Below are 25,619 nucleotides of genomic sequence, written 5' to 3'. Positions count from 1 at the left end.
TTGCACCACTTGTAAAGCAAACCTGCCTTATGGATGAGCAAAACGAACAGGAACGTTCTGGTGGTGTATTGAGGATCTGATCTATGCGCGGTAAATCGTCGGTCGATAGCCTGTTTTTGACTCGTCCCGGTTTCGTTGAGTTTTTTGTCGTCTTCGTCAAACTGATCCACGGCCTCACTGCTGTGGTGCCGGCAATTATCCTGCTGTTCTACCCGGAACCTGTCGCCGAGCACATGCGCAACCACTACCTGGGCCTCCTGGTATTCTTTGCGCTCTTGACCATCATTCTGTTCCAGGCCCTGGGGGTGTACTCCGAGGATCTGTTCAGCAATCGCCTGCGTTTTCGCGTGATGCTGGTGGCCTGGGTCTCGGCGTTTTGCATCTTGCTGTTCATGTACCAGATCCTGCTGCTGTTCCCACAGTTGAGCCCACGCAACCTGACGGCCTGGTTCTCCATGAGCCTGGTGCTGTTTGGCGTGGAGCGGATATTGATGCTGCGCCTGTATCGCCATTTGATGAAGAACGGCAAGTTCTTGCAACGTACGGTGATCCTGGGCTTTACCGAGACGGCGGTGCATGTGGCTGAACACCTGTCACGCAACAGCGATATCCGTTCCGGCCTGATCGGCTTTATCGACGACCGTACCGAGCGCATTCCCAAGGAATTGAGCCGCCTGCCCTTGCTGGGCAATACCCGCGACCTGGAAAAGCTGATCCGCTCCGAACAAGTCAGCCAGGTCATGATCACCCTGCCCTGGGCCGCAGAGCAGCGTATCAACGGGCTGGTCAAGCGCCTGCGGCAGATGTCGGTGAACGTCATGCTGGTGCCCGACATGGCTGCCTTGCGTTATGGGCATAACCGCATCACCGATGTGGGCGGCATCCTGATGTTCAATACCTCACAGTTGCCGCTGCGCGGCTGGTCGCCCTTTATCAAGCGTTGCGAAGACCTGCTGCTGGCCAGCATCGGCCTGTTGTTGCTGTCACCGGTGATGCTGGCGACGGCCATCGCGATCAAGCTCGATTCCAAGGGCCCGGTGCTGTTCCGCCAGAAGCGCTTTGGCTACAACGACAACCTGATCCGGGTGTTCAAGTTCCGCTCGATGTACGTCGAACAGACCGACCTGAACGCCGAGAACCAGACCACACGCCAGGACCCGCGCATCACCCGGGTAGGCAGGATCATTCGCAAGACCAGCATCGATGAGCTGCCACAACTGTTCAACGTGCTGCTGGGCAATATGTCGATGGTCGGCCCGCGCCCTCACGCCACGGCCACCAAGGCCGCCGGGGTTCCGTTTGAGCAAGCGGTCAGCGAATACAGCTCACGCCACCGGGTCAAGCCAGGCATCACCGGCTGGGCACAGATCAATGGCTACCGTGGCGAGACCGACACCCTGTTCAAAATCCAGAAGCGAGTCGAATACGACCTGGAATACATCGCCAAATGGTCGGTGTGGCTGGATCTGTACATCGTTTTCATGACGGTTCCGGCCGTCCTTTCCACCAAGGAAGTCTATTGATGAACCCTCTTAACGGATTGATCCCGTGCATCATCTCCGGTGGTTCGGGCACGCGGCTGTGGCCGGTTTCGCGGCAGAACATGCCCAAACCCTTCATGCGCATGCGCGACGACCAGAGCCTGCTGCAAAAGACCTTCCTGCGCGCCAGCCACTTGCCAGGGGTGGAGAGCATCCTGACGGTAACCAACCGCGACCTGCTGTTTCGCACCCTCGACGACTACCGCGCGGTGAACACCCAGCGATTGGCCCTAGAGCTGCTGCTGGAGCCGTTTGGACGTAACACCGCCGCCGCCATCGCCGTGGCCGCCTTGCATGTGCAGGAGCATTTCGACGCTGAAGCGCAGTTACTGGTGATGCCCGCCGACCACCTGATCCTTGATGAAGCGGCCTTCGCCCAAGCGGTAGAAAAAGCCCGCGCACTGGCCGAGGCCGGTTACCTGGTGACCTTCGGCATTCAGCCTGACCGTGCCGAAACCGGCTTTGGCTATATCGAACAAGGCGCAGCGTTAGGGGCCGGGTTTCAGGTCCGGCGCTTTGTCGAGAAGCCCGACCTGGCCACCGCCCAAGGCTATTTGGACGGCGGCAAGCACCTGTGGAATGCCGGCATGTTCTGCTTCAAGGCTGCCAGCCTGTTGGAAGAATTGGCCAGCCACGCCCCGGCAGTCCTGGACGCTGCCAAGGCCGCACTCGAGCACAGCCAGAGCCTGCAGAACAGCAGCAGTCGCCAGCGTGAACTGAGCCCGGAAGGTTTCAGTACCGCGCCGGACATCTCCATCGACGTGGCCCTGATGGAAAAATCCGCAAAGGTCGCGGTCGTGCCCTGCAACATTGGCTGGAGCGATATCGGCTCCTGGGAAGCGCTGCGCCAACTCACCCCCAGTGATGACAATGGCAACCAGATCAATGGCGAGGCGATCCTGCACGACGTGCATAACTGCTACATCGACTCGCCCAAGCGGGTACTCGGTGCAGTGGGCGTGCGCGACCTGATCATCGTCGACACCCCGGACGCACTGTTGATCGCCGACGCCCACCGCAGCCAGGACGTGCGCTATATCGTCGCCGAACTCAAGCGCCAGAATCACCCGGCGTTCAGCCTGCATCGCACGGTCACCCGCCCGTGGGGCACCTACACGGTGCTGGAAGAAAGCACGCGCTTCAAAATCAAGCGCATTGTGGTCAAGCCCAAAGGCTCGCTGTCCCTGCAAATGCACCATCACCGCAGCGAGCATTGGGTAGTGGTCAGCGGCGCAGCGATGATCACCAATGGCGAGCGCGAGATCCTGCTCAACATGAACGAGTCCACCTACATTCCCGCCGGCCACAAACACCGCCTGACCAACCCCGGCATCATCGACCTGGTGATGATCGAGGTACAGAGCGGTGAGTACCTGGGCGAAGACGACATCGTGCGTTATGACGACATCTACGGCCGCGCTCCGGTGGAAGTGAAACCCTGATGCGCACGTCCCTGATCATCCCCACCCGCAACGCGGCCAGCCATCTGGACCGCCTGCTGCCAGCGCTGCGCATGCAGACCTTGCAACCGGACGAGATGCTGGTGGTCGACAGCGCATCGAGCGATGACACCGTGGCGCGCTTTCGCGAGTTTGGCGCGCGTGTGGAGGTGATTGATGCCCGTGACTTCAACCACGGCGGCACCCGGCGCTGGGCCAGTGAACAGGTGGGCGGCGACGCTTTGATCGTCATGACCCAGGACGCGATCCCCGCCACGGCCGAGACCTTCGCCAACCTGATCGCCGAATTGCAACGGGAGCCGCTCAATGGCGTGGCCTACGGCCGGCAACTGCCGCACCCCGGTGCAGGGGTGCTGGGGGCACAGTCGCGGCACTTCAATTACCCGGCGGCCAGCCGCAGCAAAAGCCTGGCCGATGCACCGCAGCTAGGGATCAAGACCTGCTTCAGCTCCGACTCGTTTTCGGTGTACCGGCGCAGCGCCCTGCAGGCGGTGGGTGGTTTTCCCCAGGATGTGATTGGCAGCGAAGACGCCTACGTCGCCGCACGCATGTTGCTGGCCGGCTACCAGGTGCGCTACGCCGCCAGCGCGCAGGTGTATCACTCCCATGATTACCGCTTGCTGGACGAGTTCAAGCGCTACTTCGATATCGGTGTGTTCTACGGCCGCGAGGCGTGGATTCGCCAGGCGTTCGGCGACGCCGGCGGCGAAGGTAAACGTTATGTGCTGGCCGAACTGCGCGCATTGCGCGAGGCCAACGCGCTGCACCGCGCGCCGGAAGTGGTGGTGCGCAGCGCCTTTAAATTGCTGGGTTATCGCCTCGGCCACCTTGAACGCCACTTGCCCAACGCGCTTAAACGGCGCCTGGGCATGTTTTCCACCTACTGGACTTGAGCCGTCATGAAGACTACCAACCGACGTTCCCGTCTTACCCTGCTCAGCCTCTTGAGTGCCTCAATCTGGCTGGCGGGCTGTTCGACCCCCGCGCGGGTGCCGCTTCCTGACAACAATACGCTCAAGGCCGGCCATCAAGCGGCGCTGACCCTGGCCGACCTGCCACCGCCGCAGGTGCTGATCCAGACCGGCGACTCGCTGCGGATCGTGCGCGATGCCCAGGAGCCGGCGGCGGCCGATGACATGACCGTATTCGTCGTGCGCCCCGACGGCGTGATCTCGGTGCCCAATATTGGCCGGGTCAAGGCCGCCTTGCGCACGCCCGAAGACCTGGGCAAGGAAATCACCGAGAAGTACAAGCGCATCTACCGCGAACCGGCGGTGACGGTGAACATCGCCAGCGCGCCGAGCAACAAGGTGTTTATCGGCGGTGCGGTGTCCAACCCGGCGTTTTTCGACTTGGCCGGCAACGTCAGCGTCGAGCAGGCGCTGCTCAGTTCCGGTGGTGTATTGCCCTCGGCGGATGCCTCCAACGTGGCCTTGCTGCGCACCGGGCCAGATGGCAAGTACAGGACGTACTTCATCAGCCTGGAAAGCATGTTGACCAACCCCAATCACCCGCGGGTGGCGTTGCAGCGCGGCGACTTGATCTTTGTGCCGCAGTCGGGCATCGGCGCGACGGTGGAGGCCGTGGATATGTACTTCACCAAGCTGTTTCCGATCAACAAGGGGATTGGCATTGGCTTGAATTACGACCTGAACAAGAGCGACGTGAAAAACAGCGGCAACACCATCTACAACAACCCAACCATCAACACAGGCCAAGGATTATGAAGCGGGCGTCGTATCACTCGAACCAAGCGTTCCCGTTTTTCGTAAACCCCATATGCAATGGAGTGATCCTGTGATCGAAATCCGCTCTCTTCGCGACCTGCTGCGGCTGTTTTTCATCTACCGCCGCGAATTCAAACTGGCAGTGATCACCACGATCGTCGTCGCGGTGCTGGGTGCCTTCCTGTTGCCGGCTCGCTACGAGTCCGACGCGCGCTTGCTGGTCAAGCCGGGGCGGGACAACACCACCTTGCCGATCGAAGCCGCCAACCGCCAGACGCTGATTGCCCCGAGCACCCAGCACGACCCGATTGTCGACGAAGAAAAAATGCTCACGGGCCGGCCCATCGTGCATATCGTTGCCGAGCGCTATATGGCGATGACCTCCGAGCCGCCGCAGGGTTTCTGGAAGGTCACCAAGTTCTACGTCAAGAAGGGCGTTGGCGAAGTCGTCAACGGCGTGCGCAGCGTGCTGCAGTTCGTAGGCCTTGCCGAGAAACAAAGCCCGCTGGAGCGCCTGGCGACCTCGCTGGAGAAGAACTTCAAAGCCGCTCACGAGCCAGGCTCTTCGGTGATCGAGATTTCCTTCACCTGGGACGACCCGGCGGTGGCGCAAAAAGTCGTCGAAGAATGGGTCAACGCCTACCTTGAGGAACGTGCGCGGATTCTCGGGCGCAAGAGCCTGCATACCTTCTATGAAACCGAACGCGCCAAGGTGGCGGAAAATATCCAGAGCCTGAAGGACCAACTGCAAGTCCGTTTGAAGCAGATCGATTCGATCAGTGTCGATGCGCGCCTGAAGAACCTCACCAGCCAGATCGACCGTGTCACCGACGCCAAGGTCAGCGCACAAAACCAGATCTCGGGCATTCGCAGCCTCCTGGCCAACGCCAGCCAGCAGATCAAGAGCCAGCCGGCAGACGTGGTGACGATGCGCGAAACCAGCCTCAACCCCACCCAACTGGACCTCAAGCGCCAGCTCAATGCGCTGCAAGTGGAACGCGCACGCCTGTTGCGCACCTACCTGCCGGGCACGCCGCAGGTCAATCAGATCGAGCAGAATATCCGCGACATCGAAGCCCTCAGCGCTCAGGAAGCCACGCGCCTGGAACGCTCGCAAAACACCGCGCCCAACAGCCTGGTGATCAACATCAAGCAGCAAGTGATCGACGCCCAATTACAAGAGCGCAAACTGGCCGGCGAAATCGAGAACTACGACAAAACCCTCGCCGAGCTGCGCGACCAGCGTGACAAGGCGATGACCGATGAGCCGGAACTCAACAAGCTGAGCCAACAACTGCGCGCCGCCGAAAAAAGCTACGCGTTGTACTCGGACAACCTTGAACAGGCGCGAATCGATCATGAACTGGACAACAGCCAGATCAGCAACATCGCCCTGATCGAACACGCCACCCTGAACCCGTCACGTGTGTTTCCCAAAAGCCTGCTGATTCTGTTGTTCGCCATTCCCGCCGGCGTGGCCGTGGGCTTCTTGACCATTTATGTGCTGTACCTGCTGGACCAACGCATCCACGATGGCACACGCTTGCAGGAGATGTTCCAGGTGCCGTTGTGGAGCAGCATCCCCGACGTGCAAGACGCCACGCCGGCCGCCGTCACCGCCAGCCTCTATCGCTTGTACAGCCTGCTGCCCCTGGAGCGCATCGCCAGTGAAGGCTTTGCCCTGGGCCTGACCTCGGCGCGGCATGGCGAGGGTGTGACGTTTATCATCGAGCAGCTCAAGCGCCTGCTGGAAGAACGTGGCCATCGCGTCTCGGTCGACGGGGCGAACGCGCCCACGGCGGGTGAAGTGCTGTTGCTGGATGCCTCGGCCTTGTCATCCAACCCGCAGGCCTTCCTGACGCTGCGCCGTGCCGACCAGATCGTGCTGGTGATCGAAGCCCGCACCAGTACCGTACCGACCATCGAAAACGCGGTGTCGCTGCTGACCACCGCGTTCGGCAAAGTCGACGGCATGATCCTCAACCGCCGCCGCTTCGAAGTACCGGCCAAGGTCCTGGCGCGGATCAACAGCTGGCGCGGTGCGGCCTGATGCGTATTGCATTGCTGGCACCTCTGCCGCCGGAGCAGACCGGGATCGCCGATTACGCCGCGCATTTGCGCAACGCGTTGATCGAACTGGGCCTTGAAGTGGTGACCCCCCTCGCGGGTTGCCAGGACCTGGCTGAACAGTTGCGGCGCTTGCAAGCCTTTGACTGGCACGGTGTGGATCTGGTCCATGCCGAACTGGGAGGTGGGCGCTTCGGTGAGTTCCAGGCGCTTGATTACCTGCGTCGGGCACAACCACAACTGCCGTTGACCGCTACGGTGCATGACCCGGAGCGCTTGATCTGGCGCCGGGCCAAGCTGTTTTTCCCCTTGACCCTGCTCGAACGCCTGCCCCACCCGTTGCCCCAGGCGGCGGCACTGCTGGCCGACCCGCTGACCTTGCACGAAGAACGACGCCTGGCCAAAGGGATGCGCCGGCTGATCACCCTCACCCACCTGGGAGGCGACTGCCTGCGCCAACGCATGGGCCTGCGTCCGCAGCAAGTGGCGGTGATTGCTCACGGCAACCTACCCATCGCGGCCCAGGACTTGCCGCCACTTGCGCCGTTGCGTCTGTTGTATTTCGGCTTTATCTATCGCGGCAAGGGCATTGAGGACCTGCTCCAGGCCCTGGCCCAGTCACTGGCCACCCACCCGCAATGCCGAGGCCAGGTGCGCCTGACCCTGGCCGGCGGCACCGCTCCGGAAATGACCTTCGACCCGGCCGGCAACTACCTCGACGGCCTGCGCCAACAGATCATCGCGCTGCACCTGGAGGATGTGGTGGACTGGCAGTTGGACCTGCCATCAGCGCAGATCGCCGCTACGATCCAGGCGCACCATGTGATGGTGCTGCCGTACCGCGAATCGAAAAAACTCGGTTTCCTGGGACAGATGCGTGGCACCAGTGGCGCGCTGTCATGGGCCAATGCCTGCGGGCGCGGGGTGATCACCTCCAATGCGCGTGCCTTTGCTGAAGAGGTGGCCGGCGGCAATGGCATCACCTATCAGCAGGGCGATATCGATTCCTTGAGCAACGCCTTGAACCGCTTGATCCTCGACCCGCAGCAGGCCCGGCAATGGGCTACCCGGGCAGCGGAAATCGGCCACCAACGCCAGTGGGCCACCACGGCCCGACGTTTTGCCGAACTATTTCGAGATGCTTGTGAGGAGCCGTTGCGATGAATATTTCATCTGTTCGCCCGATGTGGCGCTATCTGCCGCTGGTGCTGGCAATCGCCGTGGGTGGCGCCCTGCTGTCGAGTGAAAAAGTCGATGCGCAGCCGGTGAACCTGGCCCCGGAGCGCAGTGTGGTATGGAAGGACTTCCTCGGCGTGAACGCGCACTTTCTGTGGTTCACGCCCGAGCAGTACCGCCAGCAGATCACGCAATACAAGAAACTTGGATTGCAATGGGTGCGGGTCGACCTGCACTGGGATCGCCTGGAGCCCACAGAAGACGGTTATCAACTCAGCACCTTCGATGAACTGGACCGCACCCTGAGCGCTGAAAAAATCCGCTCGGTGTTTTACCTGGTCGGTTCGGCGCCCTTTATCACCACCGCCCCCAAGGGCGCGAAGTTCCAGGACCAGTATCGCCCGCGGGACCCCGAAATCTATGCGCTGCGCCTGGCACTCCTGGCCAAGCGCTACCCCAATATTGATGCCTGGCAGGTATGGAACGAGCAGAACCTGCCGAACAACTGGCGCCCCGAAGTCAACGCCAAGGAGTACGGGCAATTGTTATTGGCCAGTCACCAGGCGTTGAATATTGCCGCGCCCGGCAAACTGCAGGTCATGGGCGGCATGGCGTACTACAGCCAAATGCCGCCGCGTGGCAAAACCCTGATGTTCGAAGCGCTCGGCGCGCTGGGCGTGCAAAACCTGGGCATGGTCGCGGCCTATCACCCTTATTCGATGACCCCGGAAACCGATGAACCGGGCAAGAACGAAGTGCTGCTGCGCGGTGATCAACTCAATACCATGCTGCACGGCGCCGGGATCAAGAACGTATGGGCTACCGAGTGGGGCTGGTCCAGCTATGCCGGCCCCAAAGAGATGCAGGACCTGATCGGTATCGACGGGCAGGCCGACTACACCTTGCGCCGTCTGGCGTTGATGGCGTCCCAGGACTATCAGAAGATTTTCCTGTTCGCGCTGTCCGACCTCGACCAACGCGCCTCGCCACGCGACCAGCATTACGGCCTGCTGAACCTGGACGGCGAACCCAAGCCGGTGTACACCGCCCTCGCCCGCTTCCTTGAGATCACCGGTCCCTCTCTTAAACCCGGCACCACGCCACAACTCAAGGACGTGCCGGACAGTTTCTACAGCGTGGCCTGGACACGGCCTGACGGAAAACACCTGTTGATGTACTGGAGTGCCGAAGGCAGCAGCATCAGCCTGCCGGATATTAAACGCGCAGAACTGCTGGACCCGCTGACCGGAGCCCGGCAAACCCTGAGCGACGACAACGGTATTCGCCCAGTGGTGAAGCCGAGTTTGCAGATACTGGTGTGGTAGCCCCGGGCATGGAGAGCTGTACATGAGAATCCTATGGATTGTGCCCTACCTGCCGTGGCCGACCACCAGCGGCGGCAAGACCCGGCAGTATCATTTGCTGCGCACCTTGAGTGAGCGCGGGCATCGCATCACGCTGCTGGCGCAATCGAAGACACCGGCCGATGACGCGGCGCACGCAGCCCTTGAACCCTTGCTCGAGCGCCTGATCGTGGTGCCGCGCCGGCCACTGAAACACCCGATGACCCTGCTCGCGGGCGTATTCGCACCGTGGCCGTTGCTGACCACGGTCAATGGCCTGTCGGCACCGTTGCAAGCCCAATTTGCGCAACTGTTGAACGAGCGCTGGGACGTGATTCAAGTGGAACACAGCTACAGCCTGCAACCGTTTCTGCGCACCTTGCAGCAGCGCAAGCGCGAGTTTGTGCTGACCGAGCACAACCTGGAATCAAGCCTGGGCGGCGCCACTTATGACCGTTTCCCCAAGTGGGCCGCGCCGTTCGTGCAGTACGACCAATGGCGCTGCCGGCAATGGGAGCGCAAGGCGTTCGATGCCGCCGCCCATGTGATTGCGGTGACCGAGGCGGACGCCCAGGCCATGCGGCCGTTGACTGCAACGCCGGTAAGCGTGGTGGTCAATGGCGTCGACAGCCGTGCCTTCGCCCAGGTCAGTGCCGATGCGCAGAGCCAGCGTTTGTTGTTTGTCGGCAATTACGAATACGCACCGAACCTGGACGCTGTGCAGTGGTTGCTTGAGGAGATATTCCCCCGGGTCTGGCTGCAGTGTCCGAACGCGCGCCTGGCGGTGGCCGGTTACGGCTTGCCCGAACACTGGCGCGACCGTTGGCCGGATGAACGTGTCGAGTGGCTGGGGTTTGTTCCTGATCTGTGCGCTCTGCAACGGCGCTGCGCCGGTTTTGTCGCCGCGTTGCGCCATGGCGGCGGCTCCAAGCTCAAGGTGTTGGAGGCAATGGCCGCCGGCTTGCCGCTGGTCAGCACGGCCCAGGGTGTTTCCGGGTTGGCGGTGCAACCACAGGCGCATTACCTGGCGGGCGAAAGCGCCGAGGCTCTGGCCGACGCCATCGTGCGCCTGCTCGATCAGCCGCTGCTGGCCCGGCAACTGGCCGATGCGGCACGCGAGTATGCGCGGCACTACCACGACTGGGCGGTGGCCGGTGACGAACTGGAGCACATCTACAACACCTTGATCGACTCTAAGGAATTTCAGCCATGCGCGTAGCCCTGGACTATCGCCCCGCCACGGTTGCGCCCTCGTCGGGCATCGCCCGCCAGGTCCTGGCGCTGGAAGATGCCCTGCGCGCGCGGGACAACACTGAGGTGCTGCTGTTCACTGAGGCGCCCCTGGACCACCCGCAACGCCAGACCGCCATATGCCCACCGTGGGCCAGCCCGCTGGATGGCCTGCAACGGCCGCAGGTACGCTTGCGGTTTGAGCGAAAATTTTTGCCCAGATCCTTGCATGAACAACAGATCGACCTGCACATCGCCACGGCCAATATGGGCTTGCCGCTGTGCCGCAAACCCGCCGGCACCCGTTATGTCCTGGTGCTGCATGACCTGTTTCAGCTGACTCAGCGTAACTTCCATCGCTCCAGGCTCAAGGCCCTGGCCTATCGCTTGATCGACGGTGCCTCGATTGCCTGGTCGGTGTGGCAGGCTGACCGGGTGTGGTGCCCTTCGCAGTTTTCCTGCAACGAAGCCGCCCGCGTATTCCCCTGGGCCCGGGCCAAGTTCCGGGTGTTGAGCAACCTGGTGCCCGAATTGAATGCAGCGCCAGAACCGCAGCCAGACAACCTGCCGGCGCGTTACTGGTTGGTGGTGGGCACACGGGAGCCGCGCAAGAACATGGCATTTTTCCTGCGCCAATGGCAGGCCTGCCGTACGGCGAACCCTGAGGTGCCGGACCTGGTACTGGTGGGCCACGCCAGCGATGTACCGTCCGCCCTTGGCGAACTGCCGGGCCTGCACTGGTGCAGCGGTTTATCCGACGGCCAACTGCAAGCCCTTTACCGTCATACCGACTGCCTATGGCAGCCGTCTTATGCCGAGGGCTTTGGCCTGCCGGTGGTGGAAGCCTTGAGTGTGGGCACGCCGGTGGCGGTGGCACGCGGTTCCGCCCTGGATGAAGTCGCGCCGCCCGGCGCCCCGCGCTTCGACCCACACGATGCCAGGCAATTGCAGAACGTCATGCAGCAAATGGCAACCGCAGGCAACACGGCAGACGCCGAAACGCAGCGCGCCTGGGCCCGGCAATTTGCCGAACCGGCCTATCGCTCGCGCCTGGATACTTTGCTCAAGGAATTGGACCGCTAATGCTGCCAGGAAAATTCATCAGCCTGCTCCTGGGCCTGGTCTTCGGCATTTTGCTGTTGGCCCTGTCGCCGATCAAGACCTTGCTGGTCGTGGCCGGCGCGGGTGTGGCCTTGACCCTGATCCGCTTTCCCCTGTGGGGCTTGCTGATTTTCGCGGTGTTGGCCACCAGCATTCCCTACACCACGTTGGAACTGGGGATCCGCACCACCATCAGCGAAGCGGTGTTGGGGCTGACCTGGGTCGGGGTGTTCTGGCAATCGTTTATCGGCAAGACCCGCGGCTTGATCCTGTGGCGTCCGACCGAGCGCGCGCTGATGTGGCTGATGCTGTTCAGTACTATTCCGTTTATCTGGGGCATGGTCATCATCCATGCCGAAGGCAACGGGCCGGTGAACTGGGTACGCTGGCTGATGAACCTGTCGTTGCTGTTTATCGTGCCGTTGCTGCTGCGCACCGACGCCGACCGCGACAAGGTGGTGGTCGCCCTGCTGCTGGGCAACCTGGCGATGCTGTTGCTGTCGATTTTCATGTTTCTGAAGACGCGCAACGCCATGTCGATGATCGAGGTGCTCACCGACCTCAAGTACGCCCACCCGGAAGCGGTGAAGGATATTTTTTCCGCCAACTACACGCGCATGGCCTCGCCCTGGGTGCACCCGAACCTGACGGGTGGCGTGCTGGTGCTGTTTATCCCCCTGGCGCTGTTCTACGGCTGGACCCGCAGCGGCTGGCGCCGGGCGCTGGGCCTGGCGGTGGCGGTGCTGGGTTGCGCCGGCCTGCTGCTGAGTATTTCCCGCGGCGCCATCGTGGCCCTGGCGCTGGTGCTGATCTGGCTGACCTATAAGCGCGTGCCTAACAGCGGGCGCATCATCGGTATCGGCGTGGCGTTTGGGGTTGCGCTGGTGATGTTCTATCCGCCGTTGCAGGAGCGCTTGCTGACCATCTTCTCGTCCACCAATGCCAGTACCGAAATCCGCTTCGACGAGTACGCAAGATTCCCCGAGGCCATGTCGACATATCCCTTGGGGATCGGCTTCAAGATAGACCCACCCGTACCCGGCACCAACCTGCTGGGCATCTCTAACCTGTGGCTGAACTTCATCTACAAGGTCGGCATTCCGGGGATGCTGTTGTTTATCACCGTCACTGTGTTGTGGTGGCGGGAAGTGCGGCCCCTGGGCCAGGTGCGCAAGGTCACCGCCGACAACGCCCTGTGGCTGGGGTGTATCTGCGGCGTGATGGCAGCGCTGTTGACGGGGATTTTCGACCACTATTTCAGCTTCACCTTTGTACTGATCGCGCTGTTCTGGCTGTTGATGGGCATGAGCCTGCAACAGGTGCGTCTGCGCCCCTCCATTACCGCCCCTGTTGCTGCTATTGCGCCAAAGGATAACCAACCATGAAGCACCGGATGATTCACTCCACCGATTTGCGCGACCGCCTCCCCACACTGGCCGCTGAAATAGGCGTGAGCCTGCCGGACCTGGAAGAGGCGCTGGACTGGTGCCTGGCCAACGACGTAGTGTTTGAAGAGGGCGAAGGCGACAACAAACGCTTCTGGATAAACTCCATCGACCTGGAACCCACCCTTGAGCACCCGGTGGCCCGCCTTTTGTTCCGTCGTATGAAACAGGACCTGCCGGGCAAGCTACTTCCGCGCTATGGCAAAAACTGGGCAACTATCAAGGATCGCTGGCGCAACGCCTGGGACATGGCCTACAACATTTTGATCAACAAGATCCCCAGCCACCATGTGCGCATTGCCTGGCTGCGCCTGGGCGGCGCGAAGATCGGCAAGGGCACAAGCTTGTGGCGTAACACCGAAGTATTGGGCATCCACAACTTGAGAGTCGGTGACGATACGGTGATCGCCTGGCATTGCCAGGTGGACGCCCGCGCCGGGCTGGTGATCGGCAACCACGTGGCGATCGCTTCCCACGTGCTGATCATCGCCGGCAGTCATGACTTGCAGGCTCCGGAGTTCTGGTCGATTTCCGGGCCGATCTACATCGACGACTATGTGTGGATCGGCAGCCGGGCGTTGATCGGCTACGGCACGCACCTGGGGCATGGCTCGGTGATCAGCGCCAATACCGTGGTGGCCAAGGCTGTGGCCCCCTACAAAATCATTGGCGGTTCCGGGGCCAAAATCATGGGCGAACGCTGCCATGATCTGAACTATAAGGTGGGTGGCAAGGGCCTGTTCACCCTGTTCCACTGATGTTCGGCAGCACGCTCTGGCTGACCGTCGCGACCCTCGCCGGGCTGGTCGCCGGTTTTGCCCGCGAATGGCTGCTGGTGGCGGCCTGGGGCGCGGGCAGTCGCAGCGACGGGTTTCTGGTGGCGGTGTTTTTGCCCGAAGCGTTGCGCATGACCCTGGCCGCCGGCTTGCTTGCGGCGGCTGCCCTGCCCCTTTATCAACAACGCGACCCACAACGCCAGCAAGCCTGGCTGGCCAGTCTTTCCCCTCGCCTGCTGGGCGTGGGCCTGGCCCTGTTTGCCGTACTGGCGCTGGGCGCGCCGCTGTGGGTGCGCCTGATCGGCCCCGGCCTGGACGCCGAGGCCCATGCCGAAGCCGCCGCTAACTTGCGTTGGCTGGCGGCCTGTGCGCCGGGCCTGGTGATGCATGGGTTGTTCAGTATTCCCTTGCAGGCACGCCAACGTTTTGTGCTGCCGGGCCTGGGCTCTTTACTGTTCAATCTGCCACCGGTGCTGTACCTGTTTATCCGTGGCAGCGCAAGCGACAGCGGCGAACTGGCCATGAGCTTTTTTGCCGGCAGTGTGTTGATGTGCCTGCCGCTGCTGGCGCCGGTCTGGTCTTTCGGCTGGCGGCCATGGCAAGTCACTGGCGACAAGCTGGCGGGCCGCGAACTGTTGGGGCGCATCGGGCCATTGTTGGCCAGCAATGTCGCCAGCCAGGGGCTGGCGCTGCTCGAACGCTTGATCGCCAGTTACCTGGGAGAAGGTGCCGTCACGTGGGTCAACCTTGCCCGCAAGTTGATCAACCTGCCATTGATCGCCCTGATGAGCCTCAACCAGGTGCTGCTGGGCATGATGAGCGGCGAACAAGGCCAACAGCGCCTGGCCCTGCTGCGTCGCGGCCTGGATGCTGCGACCCTGCTCAGCCTGCCGGCCGCCCTCGGACTGATCGGCGCCAGCCCGGTGCTGATTCATCTGCTGATGCCCACCCAAAGCGCCGACGGCCCACTGCCGGCGCTGCTGGCCTGGTTCGCGACACCACTGGTGTTCGGCGCCTGGAACGCCATGCTCGCCCGCTATGCCTATGCCAGCGGCGACACGCGCCTGCCCTTGCGCTGCGAATTGCTGGGCAGCGGGGTCAACGCTTTGCTGTTGGTGCTGCTGCCGTACTTTCTGGGTTTACCGGGTATCGCCTTGGCGGCATTGGGCGGGGTTATCGTCACCAACCTGCTGCTGATGCAACGCCAGCAATTGCTTGGCCAACTGGGCTGGCCGCTGCAATGGGGGCTGAGTGCGGTATTACTGGGTTTTGCAGCCGTCATCTTGCATCCACTGCAAAACGATGGCTGGCAACTGGGCTTGAGTACCGTGACGGCAGCCCTGGTATTGGGAGGGTTGGCTGGGTGGTTCAAGCCGTGGAAACAGTGAACTGGAACCACCACCGCAACGGCCTGCGCAGGAGCTGGTAAGCCAGCTCCTGCACGGACTCAGTCATCCAGCTGTTGAGGCGCAGCCGGCTTGGCTGCCTTACCCGCTTTGGTAGCGTTCTTGCCAGGCGCAGGCGCAGGTTCTGGCACAACCGGAGCAGCCGCTTCTTTCTCGGCCATCGGCATCTGGTCGATGGTGCTGAAGAACACCTTCAGGTCGAGGGGATCCGGCGGTACGGTCTTCTCCAGTTTCTTCTCGCCATCCTTGCCGATCAGGATCACCTTTGTACCGCTGCCGGCGCCGAGCTTGAGGGCACGGATCAGCGCGTTGGTTTCAGGTGGCGTGAGCTTCTTGTTGTCCTTGGGGTCCTTGGCGAATTTTTCGCCTTCAGCACCGATGCTGCCGAACTTCACGGTGTAGAACACCATGCTGCGCTCTTCAAAGGACTGCTTGGTAGCAGGCTCATCCAATTGTTTCTTGAGGGTCGCCAAAGTGTCGTTGCCGGAATCGAGCTCCACCACCACCAGCGGCCGAGCCTTGCCCAAGTCCTGCTTGAGCGGGTTGATATCATCAGCGGCCAACAGCGGCCCCGTAAAAGCCATCAAGGTAGCCAGGGTCAGCGACCGGATGAGCATGCGCACCTCCTTTGAATTCCATGCAGGGTTCTTGAGTTTCATGTCTGCGACAGTCAATTTCAAGGATGATTCCTACACCTCGTTAAGAAGCGTAGGTCAGTAAGCCTGCCACGCAAGGGCTCGAATGGGGTTATCAGTCATTGTTTCTTCAGATTGCGGAACCATTACGAGGCGTTCTATTGCGGCCAATGCCGCGCAAATACCGGCGCCACCACCGGGTCGGCATCCACTCGCGCCAGCGTCTGGGCAAAGCCTGGCGCGAGGTTGTTCAACACCTCCCGCGCCGCGTCCCAACGCGACACCGCGGCCGCCATAATGCCCAGCGCGTTCGGCACATTGCCGGGGGCGAACAACTGGTCGGCAAACTGCTCGGCAAACACCACCCAGGCCTGGTGCAGGTAACGGCGCGTGCCGCTGATCAATTGCGCCTGTGCGGCGTCATCCACATTACCGAGCCAGCGTTGCGGGTAGTCGATGATGCCGACCGCCGAATAGCAATTGGCGGCGATGTATACCAGCCCGCGCAGGATCTGCGCACGGTTGCCGGCGAGCAGCTCGGAGGCGGGAAACTCCAGGCCCAGGTGGATCAGGATCGCGGCGCTTTCGGTCAGCACCTGGCCCTCGGGCGTCACCAACGTGGGAATTTGTTTGAGTGGGTTGATGCGGGCCAGGGCGTCGCTGCCTTCGCCGTCTTCCCAGGAGCTTGCGTCGATGCGCCGCCATGGCACCGCGCAACGCTGCAGGGCGATTTCGATCATGCAGGAGCCGGATTCGTCGATGCCGTAGAGCGTGTACATGGGGGTTGTCTCCTTATCGCTGCAGTTTGGCCTGCAAGCTGGCCTTCACCTGCAGCCATTCCGAATCGATGATGCTGAACCGCACCGAATTGCGCTTGCGCCCATCGGGCATGATGCGCTCGTGGCGCACAATGCCCTCTTGCACGGCGCCAAGGCGCAGGATCGCGGCACGGGATTTTTCGTTGAGTTCATCGGTAGTGAACTGCACCCGCACACAGTCGAGCACTTCAAAAGCGTAGGTCAGCAGCAAGAGCTTGGCTTCGGTGTTGATGCCGGTTTTTTGCGTGGACTCGGCCAGCCAGGTGTGACCGATTTCCAGCTTGCGATTGGCCCGATCGACCTTCCAGAACCGCGTGCTGCCCACCACCTGGCCAGTGCCTGCGCGCACCAGGGTGAAGGGGATCACGCTGCCCGCGTCGCGGCCGGCCAAGGCCGTGTCGATGTAGGTGTCGATGGTGTCCGGACCTGGCACGTTGGTGACCTTGAGGTTCCACAATTGGCCGTCGGCGGCCGCTTCAAGCAAGGCGGTTTTGTGTTCGCGTTGCAGGGGCTGGAGTTCGACCGTGCTGCCGGTCAACGTGATCTGAGTCATGGAAGCTGCGCCGTCTGAGAGTGGTCGTCAGCGGCCAAGAGTGCAGGCTCGCCCCACGTACAGGCAAGCGTTTTAAAACAAGCCCATTTGCCCGCCGACCAGCGTGCCGAAATCATCATTTACGAACGGCAGGATCGCATCGGCCACCGGCTGCAATTGCCGGGTGACGTAGTGGTCGTAGTCGATCGGCGCCTGGCGTACTTCCAGCGGCTGCGGGCCGTTGACCGTGATCACATAGCTGATCCAGCCGCCGCGCTGATACTGGCGCGGGCGCCCCAGACGGTCGTTATATTCATCCGCCAGGCGTGCGGCGCGCACATGCGGCGGCACGTTGCGCTCGTAATCGTCGAGTGGGCGGCGCAGGCGTTTGCGGTAGATCAGCAAGTCGTCGAGTTCGCCGCTCAAGGTACGCCGCACATAGTCGCGAACGTAGTCTTGATACGGCTGGCGATGGAAGATGCGCTGATAGAGTTCCTGCTGGAATTGCCGGGCCAGCGGCGACCAGTCGCTGCGCACGGTTTCCAGGCCTTTGTAGACCATTTCTTCGCTGCCGTCGGCGCGTACAACCAAGCCGGCGTAGCGCTTTTTGCTGCCCTCCTCAGCGCCGCGGATGGTCGGCATGAGGAAGCGGCTGAAGTGGGTTTCGTATTGCAGTTCCAGGGCGCTTTGCAGGCCGAATTCGTTTTGCAGATGCGCGCGCCACCACTCGTTGACGTGCTGCACCAGTTCCCGACCGATGCGGCTGGCGTCCTCCGCAGCATGCGCGCTGCCGAGCCAGACGAAGGTGGAGTCGGTGTCGCCGTAGATCACGTCATAACCCTTGGCTTCGACCAGCTCGCGGGTCTGGCGCATGATCTGGTGCCCACGCATCGTGATCGAGGACGCCAGCCGCGTGTCGAAGAAGCGGCAACCGCTGGAGCCAAGCACGCCGTAAAACGCGTTCATGATGATTTTAAGGGCTTGGGACAACGGCGCGTTGTGTTCACGCTTGGCCACTTCGCGGCCTTCGGAAACCCGCGCGACAATCGAGGGCAGGCAATGCCGGGTGCGGGAAAAACGCGCACCGCGAAAGCCCTCTACCGATTCGCTGTCCTCGGGATGTTTGAGGCCTTCGATCAGGCCCACCGGGTCGATGAGAAAACTGCGGATGATCGACGGGTAAAGGCTTTTGTAGTCCAGCACCAGCACCGATTCATAGAGGCCGGGACGCGAGTCCATCACGAACCCGCCGGGGCTGGCCTGGGGCGGTTTGTCGCCCAGGTTCGGCGCGACGAAGCCCTGGCGGTGCATCAGCGGCATATACAGGTGCGTGAACGCCGCCACGGAGCCGCCATTACGGTCGGCCGGCAGCCCGGTGACGCTGGCGCGTTCGAGCAGGAACTTGAGCAGTTCGGTCTTGGCGAAAATCCGCGTGACCAGCTCGCAGTCCTTGAGGTTGTAGCGCGCCAATGCGGGCTTGTCCTCGGCGAACATGCGGTTGATTTCGTCCATGCGCTGGTACGGCGTGGAGATGTCCTTGCCTTCGCCGAGCAGGGTTTGCGCGACGTTTTCCAGGCTGAAGGATTCGAAACTCCAGGTGGCCGAACGCAAAGCTTCGATGCCATCGATAATCAGCCGCCCGGCGGCAGCGGCGAAGTAGTGGTTGCGGCTGCCATGTTCACGCCAGGCCATCGCCTCGCCGCCACGCCCGAGCAACAGCGGCACGTTGAGGCGCTGGGCATGTTCGTGGAGCACGCGCAGGTCGAACTGCACCAGGTTCCAGCCGATGATTGCATCGGGGTCGTGGGTAGCCAGCCATTGGTTGAGGCACTCGAGCAGTTGGGCGCGGGTATCGCAGTAGTCGAGTTTGAAGTCCACCGCATCGGCTTTGTTTGGCGGGCCGAGCATGTACACCTGGCGCTCGCCGCAGCCTTCCAGGGCAATGGAATACAGATCGCCTTGGGCGGTGGTCTCGATGTCCAGGGACACCAGTTTGAGCGGCGGGCGGTAGTCCGGCGCGGGTTTCATCTGCGCCTCAAGCAAGGTGCCGCTGGCATCCGGTGTGCCGCCAAACCACACGGGCGCGGTGATGAAGCGTTCCATCATGTAACGCTCGGGCGGGCGCACGTCGGCTTCGTAGACGTCGACACCGGCGGCGCGCAGGCGCTTTTCCAGGTCCATCAACTGGCGGTGCTGGCGGGTGTAGAGACCAAGGACAGGGCGATGATGGAAGTCGCACAATTGCAACGGGCGCAGTTCAATCTCGCGCTCGCCCTTGAGCAACCAGTCGAGCGGCTTGCGATGGGCTTGCGGAATAAACATCACCGAGGTTTGCACGGGTAGGCGCACGCACCGTGGGCCTTGGTCGGTGGCCAGCCAGAAACTCACCTCCGTGCCCGCCGCCGTGTCGCGCCAATGCCGGGTCAGGACAAAACCCTGCTGTAAATCCACCGTACCGCACCTCAGGAATCGCTTTCAGGGCGTGATTCTACTCGGCATCCGGGCAAACGCGATGGGCGATGGCATTTACCTTTGCGTTTGTACTCAGCGCACGGTCTATCACCCTTGCCCAGGCGCCCGAAGAAGCGTGCGCCGCACGCACCTTTGCCGCCGCTGGTCGGCAGCTCGCGCCTGCGCGGACGACGATTTCACAAACTGGTTGCGAAACATTAATGACAATTACTATCATTCGCGCCGGAGTCGTATCCGCGCAGTGAGGAAGCGCAACGTTGTTGCCCTTTTCCTCACATTGACGGTTCGCCGTCCGGATCGACCATGCCCACCTGCAACCAAATTTCTGTACCGTTTCGCCCTGCCCTGCTTGCCCTTTGCTGCTCACTGAGCCTTGCCGCTCACGCGGCAGCCCCAGAAACTAACAACCGTCCAGACGGCAACACACTGGAATTGGGTGCAACCAACATCCGCGCCGACGCACCTGCACCGAATGCATTGCCGCCGGTTTACGCTGGCGGCCAGGTCGCGCGCGGCGGCCAATTAGGTGTGCTGGGCAACCAGGACATCATGGACGCGCCGTTCAGCATGTCCTCCTACACCGAGAAGTTGATCCGCGAGCAGCATGCGCAAACCGTCGGCGATGTGTTGCTCAATGACTCGTCCGTGCGCCAGGCATCGGGCTATGCGAACCAGGCTCAAGCCTTTGTGATTCGTGGCCTGCCGCTCAACGGCGACGATATTTCGTTCAACGGTTTGTACGGCATCCTGCCGCGCCAGATCATGTCCACCGACGCCCTGGAACGGGTTGAAGTGTTCAAAGGCCCCAACGCGTTCATCAACGGCGTCACACCCAGCGGCTCCGGCATCGGCGGCGGCGTCAACCTGCAACCCAAGCGCGCTGATGATGTGCCTTTGCGCCGTTTGAGCACCGACATCAGCAGTGACGGCCGGGTGGGTGAACACCTGGACATCGGCCAGCGCTTCGGCGAAGACAACCGTTTTGGCGCGCGGGTGAATATTTCCCAGCGCGAAGGCGACACCGCCATCGACGACGAAAGCCAGCGTTCGAAGCTGTTTTCGGTCGGCCTGGACTATCGCAGCGATGCCCTGCGGGTGTCCGGCGACTTTGTTTATCAGAAGCAGCAGGTCAATGGCGGACGCAACACGGTGTTGCTTGGCAGCGGGCTGACCCATATCCCGAATGCGCCGTCGGCCGACACCAACTACGCGCCGAACTGGGGCACCACCAGCCTGGAAGACACCTTCGGCATGTTGCGCGGCGAGTATGACCTCAACGATAACTGGACCGCCTACATCGCCGGTGGCGCCAAGCACACCAACGAGCTGGGCCGCTATTCGTCGGTGACCCTGAGGGACACATTGGGCAATGCCACAGTCAGCGGCTCGAACATTGCGCATCAGGAAGACAACACCAGCCTGATGGCCGGCCTGAACGGCAAGTTCCAGACCGGTGCTGTCAGCCACAAATTGAACCTCGGCTTGACCGGCATCTGGACCCAGACCCGCAACGCCTTTGACTTTGCCTCCGGCAGCCAGCCGACCAATATTTACAGCCCCGCCGATGTGACCGCTCCAGCCAAAGGCGGCTTCACCTCCGGCAGCGACCTGAACGACCCCGGCATCACCGCCAAGACCTTCGCCCGCAGCGCGGCGGTGTCGGACACCTTCGGCTTTATGGATGACCGTTTGCTGTTCACCGCCGGCCTGCGCCGCCAGGAGCTGGTGGTTCAGGGCTACGCCTACGGCACCGGCACACACACCGCCAACTACGCCAAGGGCATCACCACGCCGGTGTATGGCCTGGTGTTCAAGCCATGGGAGCATGTGTCTCTCTACGCCAACCACATCGAAGGCCTGGCGTCAGGGCCGACGGCTCCCTCCACCTTCAGCAGCGCCATCGTAACCAACGCCAACCAGACCTTTGCACCCGCGCGTTCGAAACAGACCGAGGCTGGCGTCAAGCTCGACATGGGCACCTACGGCGCAACGCTGGGTGTGTACCGAATCGAACAGCCGACCCAGGGTTTTTCCCAACTGAATGCGGACGGCACCGCGACCTTTGTCTTCGAAGGCGAGCAAGTCAACAAAGGTGTAGAGCTGAACGTCTTCGGCGAACCTGTCAGCGGCTTGCGCCTGCTGGGCGGCGCGACCATCATCCACACCGAAGTCAACGGCACGGCAAACGGCGCCAACGACGGCAACCGCGCCATTGGCGTGCCGTCCTTCCAACTTAATGCCGGCGTGGATTGGGATGTGCCGGGTCTGCAAGGCGTGAGCGTCAACGGCCGTATGCTGCGTACCGGCGGCCAGTACGCCGATGCGGCGAACAATCTCAGCCTGCCGGCCTGGAATCGCTTCGATGTGGGCGCCCGCTACAACTTCAAGGTGGCCCAGCGTGATGTGAGCCTGGGTGCCACAGTGGAGAACGTGGCGAATACCAAATACTGGGAATCGGCGCTGGGCGGTTATCTGACCCAAGGTGATCCGCGGGTCGCCAAGTTCTCGGCGACGGTGGATTTCTAAACGCGTTGTAACCACATGAGTCAGCGGATTTGCGCATCGCTGGCTCAGGCGCGGTGGGCCTGGTTCAGATAATTTTCGATGTTGCCCATTTGCTCGTCCCAGCCTCGGGAATTCATCCTGAAGGCTTTTTGGCGACGGGGTTCGGGCACTGCGTCAAAACCGGATTCGACCACCCGCAGCAGGATGCCCGGCGCGCGGTCTTCGAGGGTGAACTCTACCAGGGTCGGTGTTTCGTGGTCGTAGTCGACGCCCTTCTCGACAGCGTAAGGGTGCCATCTGAATGAGAACAGGGTTTGGGGCAGGATGCGCACGATTTCCGCCTTCCACACCACATGTTCGTAGCCTGGGTAGGTGATCGGCGCCTCGATGGTTTTTCCAGCGGTAAAGGTTTTACCCTTGAGGGCGATGCCAAACCACTCGCCAAATTGCTCGGCATTGGTGAGCGCTTCCCAGATCTGCTTGCGCGGTACGTTGAGCAGGACTTTTCGTTCGATGCGATCTAACACGTGCATAAGTCACCTCCTCCATTGAAAGTAGGCGACAACAAACAATGCGCAACCTCAGGTTGTAAGCAATGATGATTGTCCCCGTCCTTAATCAGGCAATACGTGTATGACTGACCCGCTGAATGGAAGTTGCTTCTGCAAAGCCGTGCGCTATCAAATCGACAGCTTGGACATGCCCATCAGCCACTGCCATTGCGACAGTTGCCGCAAGGTGCACGCAGCCGCATTCGTGGCCACCGCCGGAGTGATGCGCGAGCACTTTCGCTGGATGCAGGGTGAGGCGCTGCTGTCGTCGTTTGAATCTTCACCGGGCAAGCTCAGGCATTTCTGTTCGCGCTGCGGGTCACACCTGATGGCTGAGCGTGGGCATCAGCCCCATGTGATTGTGCGGGTGGCGACGCTGGATGATGACCCTGGCGTGCGGCCCACCTCGCACATCTGGACGGCCCATGATGTGCCCTGGCTTGCTTACGCAGGCGTAGAGCACTGGGATGAGTGGAAGGTTTGACTAGACGTGCGGGTCACCGGGCGCCTTGGCCGGCGTCGCATATTGCGGCTTGAGATGGCCTTCCTGGTCAAGCAGCCAGGCGTCCATGATCTGCCGCACCACCGGGCCCGCCACGCGGCCACCGGCCTCGCCGTTTTCGATCATCACCGAGATCACGATTTTCGGATGTTCGGCCGGCGCAAAACCGACGAACAAGGCGTTGTCGCGATGCCGTTCCAGCGTCTTGTTGCGGTCATAGCGCTCACCCTGCTTGATCGCCACCACCTGCGCAGTACCACTCTTGCCGGCGATCCGGTACTGAGCACCGGCCGCTGCTGCACGGGCGATACCGCGAGGGTCATGCATCACCAGCTGCATGCCGTGGTTGACCTGCTCCCAATCACGCGGATCCTTGAGCACTACGTTAGGCATTGGGTTCTCGTCCACCGGCGGCACGCCATTGATAGTCTTGGCCAAGTGCGGACGGTTCCACACACCTTTGTTGGCGATCAACGCGGTGGCCTGGGCCAACTGCAATGGCGTGACCTGCATATAGCCCTGGCCAATGCCGAGGATCACGGTTTCGCCCGGGAACCAGGGCTGGCGACGGGTTGCACGCTTCCAGGCCTGGGAAGGCATCAGGCCAGCTGATTCTTCGAACATGTCGAGAGAGACTTTCTGACCGAGGCCGAACTCGGCCAGGTAGTCGTGCAGGCGATCAATACCCAGCTTGTGGGCCAAGTCGTAAAAGTAGGTGTCGTTGGAGCGCATGATCGCCGCATCCATGTCCACCCAGCCGTCACCGCTGTGGTTCCAGTTGCGGTATTTGTGGTCAAAATCGGGCAGTTGGTAATAACCGGGGTCGAACACTCGGGTTTGCGCGGTCACCACGCCACTGTCGAGGCCGGCGATGGCCACTTCCGGCTTGATGGTCGAGCCGGGCGCGTAAAGCCCGCGTAGCACGCGGTTAAACAGCGGTCGGTCGATGGAGTCGTGCAGCGCGGCATATTCCTTGAAACTGATGCCGGTGACGAACAGATTCGGGTCAAAGCTCGGCTTACTCACCATGGCCAGCACTTCGCCGGTCTGCGGGTCGAGGGCCACCACCGAACCACGGCGATCGCCCAAGGCCTCTTCCGCGGCTTCCTGGAGCTTGACGTCGAGGCTCAGCACGATGTTTTTGCCGGGGATCGGGTCGGTATGCTTGAGCACGCGCAACACGCGGCCCTGGGCATTGGTCTCGACCTCTTCATAGCCGACATGGCCGTGCAGCTCGGACTCGTAGAAACGCTCGATACCGGTCTTGCCGATGGACTGGGTACCGCGGTACTCCACCGAGTCGAGGGCCTTGGATTCTTTCTCGTTGATTCGGCCAACGTAGCCAATCGAGTGGGCAAAATGCGCGCCCAACGGGTAATGCCGCACGAACTGAGGTTCAACATCGACGCCCGGCAAGCGGAACTCGTTAACGGCCAGCAAGGCAATCTGCTCTTCGGTCAATTCGTAGAACAGCGTTACCGGCACAAAAGGATGGCGGGCTTGTTTCAATGCCTTGTCGAATACCGCTCGGTCTTCCGCGGGTAAGTGCAACAGGCTGACGATAGCGTCCAGCTCGCCCTTGAGGTCGGTGGTGCGCTCGCGAGTGATGGTCAGGTTGTAGCTGGGACGGTTGTCGGCCAGCACCACGCCGTTGCGGTCATAAATCAGCCCGCGCGTCGGCGTGATCGGCAGTACGTGGACCCGGTTGTTCTCGGAAATCGTCGAGTGATAGTCGTACTGCACCACCTGCAGGAAATACATGCGCCCGACCAGGGCGCAGGTAATACCAATCACCAAGAGTGCGCAGGCGAGCAAGCGCTTGTTGACCAGGCGGTTTTCTTTTTCGTGATCCTTGATCGGTATCGGTTCAGGCATTTCTACAGCATCTCGTTGAAGAAGTTCGACGCCGCGTCCTGCGGTTGAAAGATCAATCCTTGTGAAAATGTGCTGCACCATACCAAAAATGCAGAAACACTTTGCATCGATTTCCCCAACGGCATGCTGTTTTGTCAGACACGGACCGATTTTGGCTGCAAAAGGCCTTAATCACGCAAGTGCGATCAATTACATGACCCTCCAGCTTTGTGCAGGACGCGTGTGAGAATGGCGATCGGGATGATGCCGATTGAGCTGATCAAGGCGTAGAGGTTTTGAAGTTGGCGCTTTTCGACCGCCCAAAACAAAACCCCATCTGCTTTCGCAAATGGGGTTTCGGAATTTAATCTTGACGATGACCTACTCTCACATGGGGAAACCCCACACTACCATCGGCGATGCATCGTTTCACTACTGAGTTCGGGATGGGATCAGGTGGTTCCAATGCTCTATGGTC

Annotated in this window: 20 protein-coding genes and 1 rRNA gene; 14 read left to right on the top strand and 7 right to left on the bottom strand. The window is 61.5% G+C overall.

Going from position 1 to position 25,619, the window contains the following annotated elements; translation table 11 throughout:
• Positions 1–83 precede the first annotated feature (83 nt).
• The 12 genes from HBO41_RS16785 to HBO41_RS16730 all read left to right on the top strand — a co-directional run bounded on the left by HBO41_RS16785 (position 84) and on the right by HBO41_RS16730 (position 15,254).
• The gene (locus tag HBO41_RS16785; RefSeq protein ID WP_017135331.1) at positions 84–1,523 is read left to right on the top strand and encodes an undecaprenyl-phosphate glucose phosphotransferase; all 1,440 of its coding nucleotides are present in this window, start codon (positions 84–86) and stop codon (positions 1,521–1,523) included.
• Positions 1,523–2,983, top strand: a complete 1,461-nt coding sequence (locus tag HBO41_RS16780) for a mannose-1-phosphate guanylyltransferase/mannose-6-phosphate isomerase (protein ID WP_169987010.1) — start codon at positions 1,523–1,525, stop codon at positions 2,981–2,983. The genes HBO41_RS16785 and HBO41_RS16780 overlap by 1 nt, the downstream gene beginning before the upstream one ends.
• A complete protein-coding gene (locus HBO41_RS16775) occupies positions 2,983–3,894 on the top strand; it encodes a glycosyltransferase family 2 protein (protein ID WP_099550091.1) in 912 nt (303 codons plus the stop codon). Before HBO41_RS16780 ends, HBO41_RS16775 begins: the two co-directional genes overlap by 1 nt.
• Before the next feature lie 6 nt (positions 3,895–3,900).
• Positions 3,901–4,728, top strand: a complete 828-nt coding sequence (locus HBO41_RS16770) for a polysaccharide biosynthesis/export family protein (protein ID WP_017135334.1) — start codon at positions 3,901–3,903, stop codon at positions 4,726–4,728.
• Positions 4,729–4,798: 70 nt separating this feature from the next.
• A complete protein-coding gene (locus tag HBO41_RS16765) occupies positions 4,799–6,778 on the top strand; it encodes an exopolysaccharide transport family protein (RefSeq protein WP_169987008.1) in 1,980 nt (659 codons plus the stop codon).
• On the top strand, positions 6,778–7,959 hold the full coding sequence (locus tag HBO41_RS16760; RefSeq protein WP_017135336.1) for a glycosyltransferase: 1,182 nt from the start codon (positions 6,778–6,780) through the stop codon (positions 7,957–7,959). The genes HBO41_RS16765 and HBO41_RS16760 overlap by 1 nt, the downstream gene beginning before the upstream one ends.
• A complete protein-coding gene (locus HBO41_RS16755; protein WP_032865434.1) occupies positions 7,956–9,296 on the top strand; it encodes a beta-xylosidase in 1,341 nt (446 codons plus the stop codon). The genes HBO41_RS16760 and HBO41_RS16755 overlap by 4 nt, the downstream gene beginning before the upstream one ends.
• Positions 9,297–9,318: 22 nt before the next feature.
• The gene (locus HBO41_RS16750) at positions 9,319–10,533 is read left to right on the top strand and encodes a glycosyltransferase family 4 protein (RefSeq protein WP_169987006.1); all 1,215 of its coding nucleotides are present in this window, start codon (positions 9,319–9,321) and stop codon (positions 10,531–10,533) included.
• On the top strand, positions 10,524–11,627 hold the full coding sequence (locus HBO41_RS16745) for a glycosyltransferase family 1 protein (RefSeq protein ID WP_169987004.1): 1,104 nt from the start codon (positions 10,524–10,526) through the stop codon (positions 11,625–11,627). The genes HBO41_RS16750 and HBO41_RS16745 overlap by 10 nt, the downstream gene beginning before the upstream one ends.
• Positions 11,627–13,030 (top strand): O-antigen ligase, encoded by a 1,404-nt coding sequence (locus HBO41_RS16740; protein ID WP_017135340.1) that lies wholly within the window; start codon positions 11,627–11,629, stop codon positions 13,028–13,030. The genes HBO41_RS16745 and HBO41_RS16740 overlap by 1 nt, the downstream gene beginning before the upstream one ends.
• Complete coding sequence (locus HBO41_RS16735) at positions 13,027–13,848, top strand: acyltransferase (protein WP_169987002.1); 822 nt, start codon at positions 13,027–13,029, stop codon at positions 13,846–13,848. The genes HBO41_RS16740 and HBO41_RS16735 overlap by 4 nt, the downstream gene beginning before the upstream one ends.
• A complete protein-coding gene (locus HBO41_RS16730) occupies positions 13,848–15,254 on the top strand; it encodes a lipid II flippase MurJ (protein ID WP_017135342.1) in 1,407 nt (468 codons plus the stop codon). Before HBO41_RS16735 ends, HBO41_RS16730 begins: the two co-directional genes overlap by 1 nt.
• Positions 15,255–15,313: 59 nt before the next feature.
• Here the strand turns inward: HBO41_RS16730 and HBO41_RS16725 are convergent, their stop codons facing one another.
• From HBO41_RS16725 to HBO41_RS16710, 4 genes are all read right to left on the bottom strand, one after another.
• Positions 15,314–15,889, bottom strand: a complete 576-nt coding sequence (locus tag HBO41_RS16725) for a DUF4174 domain-containing protein (RefSeq protein ID WP_017135343.1) — start codon at positions 15,887–15,889, stop codon at positions 15,314–15,316.
• 176 nt (positions 15,890–16,065) lie between these two features.
• The gene (locus HBO41_RS16720) at positions 16,066–16,686 is read right to left on the bottom strand and encodes a glutathione S-transferase family protein (RefSeq protein ID WP_169987000.1); all 621 of its coding nucleotides are present in this window, start codon (positions 16,684–16,686) and stop codon (positions 16,066–16,068) included.
• Between the two features lie 13 nt (positions 16,687–16,699).
• A complete protein-coding gene (locus HBO41_RS16715) occupies positions 16,700–17,278 on the bottom strand; it encodes a GNAT family N-acetyltransferase (protein WP_099550095.1) in 579 nt (192 codons plus the stop codon).
• A gap of 72 nt (positions 17,279–17,350) precedes the next feature.
• Positions 17,351–19,708 (bottom strand): DNA polymerase II, encoded by a 2,358-nt coding sequence (locus tag HBO41_RS16710; RefSeq protein WP_169986998.1) that lies wholly within the window; start codon positions 19,706–19,708, stop codon positions 17,351–17,353.
• 324 nt (positions 19,709–20,032) lie between these two features.
• Here HBO41_RS16710 and HBO41_RS16705 point away from each other — a divergent pair, with 324 nt between their 5' ends.
• Complete coding sequence (locus tag HBO41_RS16705; RefSeq protein ID WP_169986996.1) at positions 20,033–22,255, top strand: TonB-dependent siderophore receptor; 2,223 nt, start codon at positions 20,033–20,035, stop codon at positions 22,253–22,255.
• A gap of 44 nt (positions 22,256–22,299) precedes the next feature.
• On the opposite strand, the gene HBO41_RS16700 is transcribed toward HBO41_RS16705, so the two are convergent.
• Positions 22,300–22,767 (bottom strand): SRPBCC family protein, encoded by a 468-nt coding sequence (locus HBO41_RS16700; RefSeq protein ID WP_017135349.1) that lies wholly within the window; start codon positions 22,765–22,767, stop codon positions 22,300–22,302.
• Positions 22,768–22,867: 100 nt separating this feature from the next.
• Here HBO41_RS16700 and HBO41_RS16695 point away from each other — a divergent pair, with 100 nt between their 5' ends.
• On the top strand, positions 22,868–23,269 hold the full coding sequence (locus HBO41_RS16695) for a GFA family protein (RefSeq protein WP_017135350.1): 402 nt from the start codon (positions 22,868–22,870) through the stop codon (positions 23,267–23,269).
• Here HBO41_RS16695 and mrdA read toward each other — a convergent pair whose 3' ends face one another.
• Together mrdA and rrf are read right to left on the bottom strand one after the other, a co-directional pair.
• Positions 23,270–25,162: a penicillin-binding protein 2 gene (mrdA, locus tag HBO41_RS16690; RefSeq protein WP_099550099.1), complete on the bottom strand. Its 1,893-nt coding sequence runs from the start codon at positions 25,160–25,162 to the stop codon at positions 23,270–23,272.
• 347 nt (positions 25,163–25,509) lie between these two features.
• Positions 25,510–25,619: ribosomal RNA gene (rrf, locus tag HBO41_RS16685) — 5S ribosomal RNA — on the bottom strand; the annotation flags it as partial.

The organism is Pseudomonas sp. WS 5146, from assembly GCF_012985495.1.
Classification (GTDB): domain Bacteria; phylum Pseudomonadota; class Gammaproteobacteria; order Pseudomonadales; family Pseudomonadaceae; genus Aquipseudomonas; species Aquipseudomonas edaphica.
This window is presented reverse-complemented; position numbering and strand designations above follow the sequence as displayed.

Bases quoted from the DNA above. Each gene is read 5' to 3' on its own strand.
- HBO41_RS16695 (WP_017135350.1), top strand. From the start codon at position 22,868: ATGACTGACCCGCTGAATGGAAGTTGCTTCTGCAAAGCCGTGCGCTAT.
- HBO41_RS16730 (WP_017135342.1), top strand. From the start codon at position 13,848: ATGTTCGGCAGCACGCTCTGGCTGACCGTCGCGACCCTCGCCGGGCTG.
- HBO41_RS16760 (WP_017135336.1), top strand. From the start codon at position 6,778: ATGCGTATTGCATTGCTGGCACCTCTGCCGCCGGAGCAGACCGGGATC.
- HBO41_RS16705 (WP_169986996.1), top strand. From the start codon at position 20,033: ATGCCCACCTGCAACCAAATTTCTGTACCGTTTCGCCCTGCCCTGCTT.
- HBO41_RS16735 (WP_169987002.1), top strand. From the start codon at position 13,027: ATGAAGCACCGGATGATTCACTCCACCGATTTGCGCGACCGCCTCCCC.
- HBO41_RS16745 (WP_169987004.1), top strand. From the start codon at position 10,524: ATGCGCGTAGCCCTGGACTATCGCCCCGCCACGGTTGCGCCCTCGTCG.
- HBO41_RS16780 (WP_169987010.1), top strand. From the start codon at position 1,523: ATGAACCCTCTTAACGGATTGATCCCGTGCATCATCTCCGGTGGTTCG.
- HBO41_RS16785 (WP_017135331.1), top strand. From the start codon at position 84: ATGCGCGGTAAATCGTCGGTCGATAGCCTGTTTTTGACTCGTCCCGGT.
- HBO41_RS16715 (WP_099550095.1), bottom strand. From the start codon at position 17,278: ATGACTCAGATCACGTTGACCGGCAGCACGGTCGAACTCCAGCCCCTG.
- HBO41_RS16740 (WP_017135340.1), top strand. From the start codon at position 11,627: ATGCTGCCAGGAAAATTCATCAGCCTGCTCCTGGGCCTGGTCTTCGGC.
- HBO41_RS16750 (WP_169987006.1), top strand. From the start codon at position 9,319: ATGAGAATCCTATGGATTGTGCCCTACCTGCCGTGGCCGACCACCAGC.
- HBO41_RS16700 (WP_017135349.1), bottom strand. From the start codon at position 22,767: ATGCACGTGTTAGATCGCATCGAACGAAAAGTCCTGCTCAACGTACCG.
- HBO41_RS16755 (WP_032865434.1), top strand. From the start codon at position 7,956: ATGAATATTTCATCTGTTCGCCCGATGTGGCGCTATCTGCCGCTGGTG.
- HBO41_RS16725 (WP_017135343.1), bottom strand. From the start codon at position 15,889: ATGCTCATCCGGTCGCTGACCCTGGCTACCTTGATGGCTTTTACGGGG.
- mrdA (WP_099550099.1), bottom strand. From the start codon at position 25,162: ATGCCTGAACCGATACCGATCAAGGATCACGAAAAAGAAAACCGCCTG.
- HBO41_RS16770 (WP_017135334.1), top strand. From the start codon at position 3,901: ATGAAGACTACCAACCGACGTTCCCGTCTTACCCTGCTCAGCCTCTTG.
- HBO41_RS16720 (WP_169987000.1), bottom strand. From the start codon at position 16,686: ATGTACACGCTCTACGGCATCGACGAATCCGGCTCCTGCATGATCGAA.
- HBO41_RS16775 (WP_099550091.1), top strand. From the start codon at position 2,983: ATGCGCACGTCCCTGATCATCCCCACCCGCAACGCGGCCAGCCATCTG.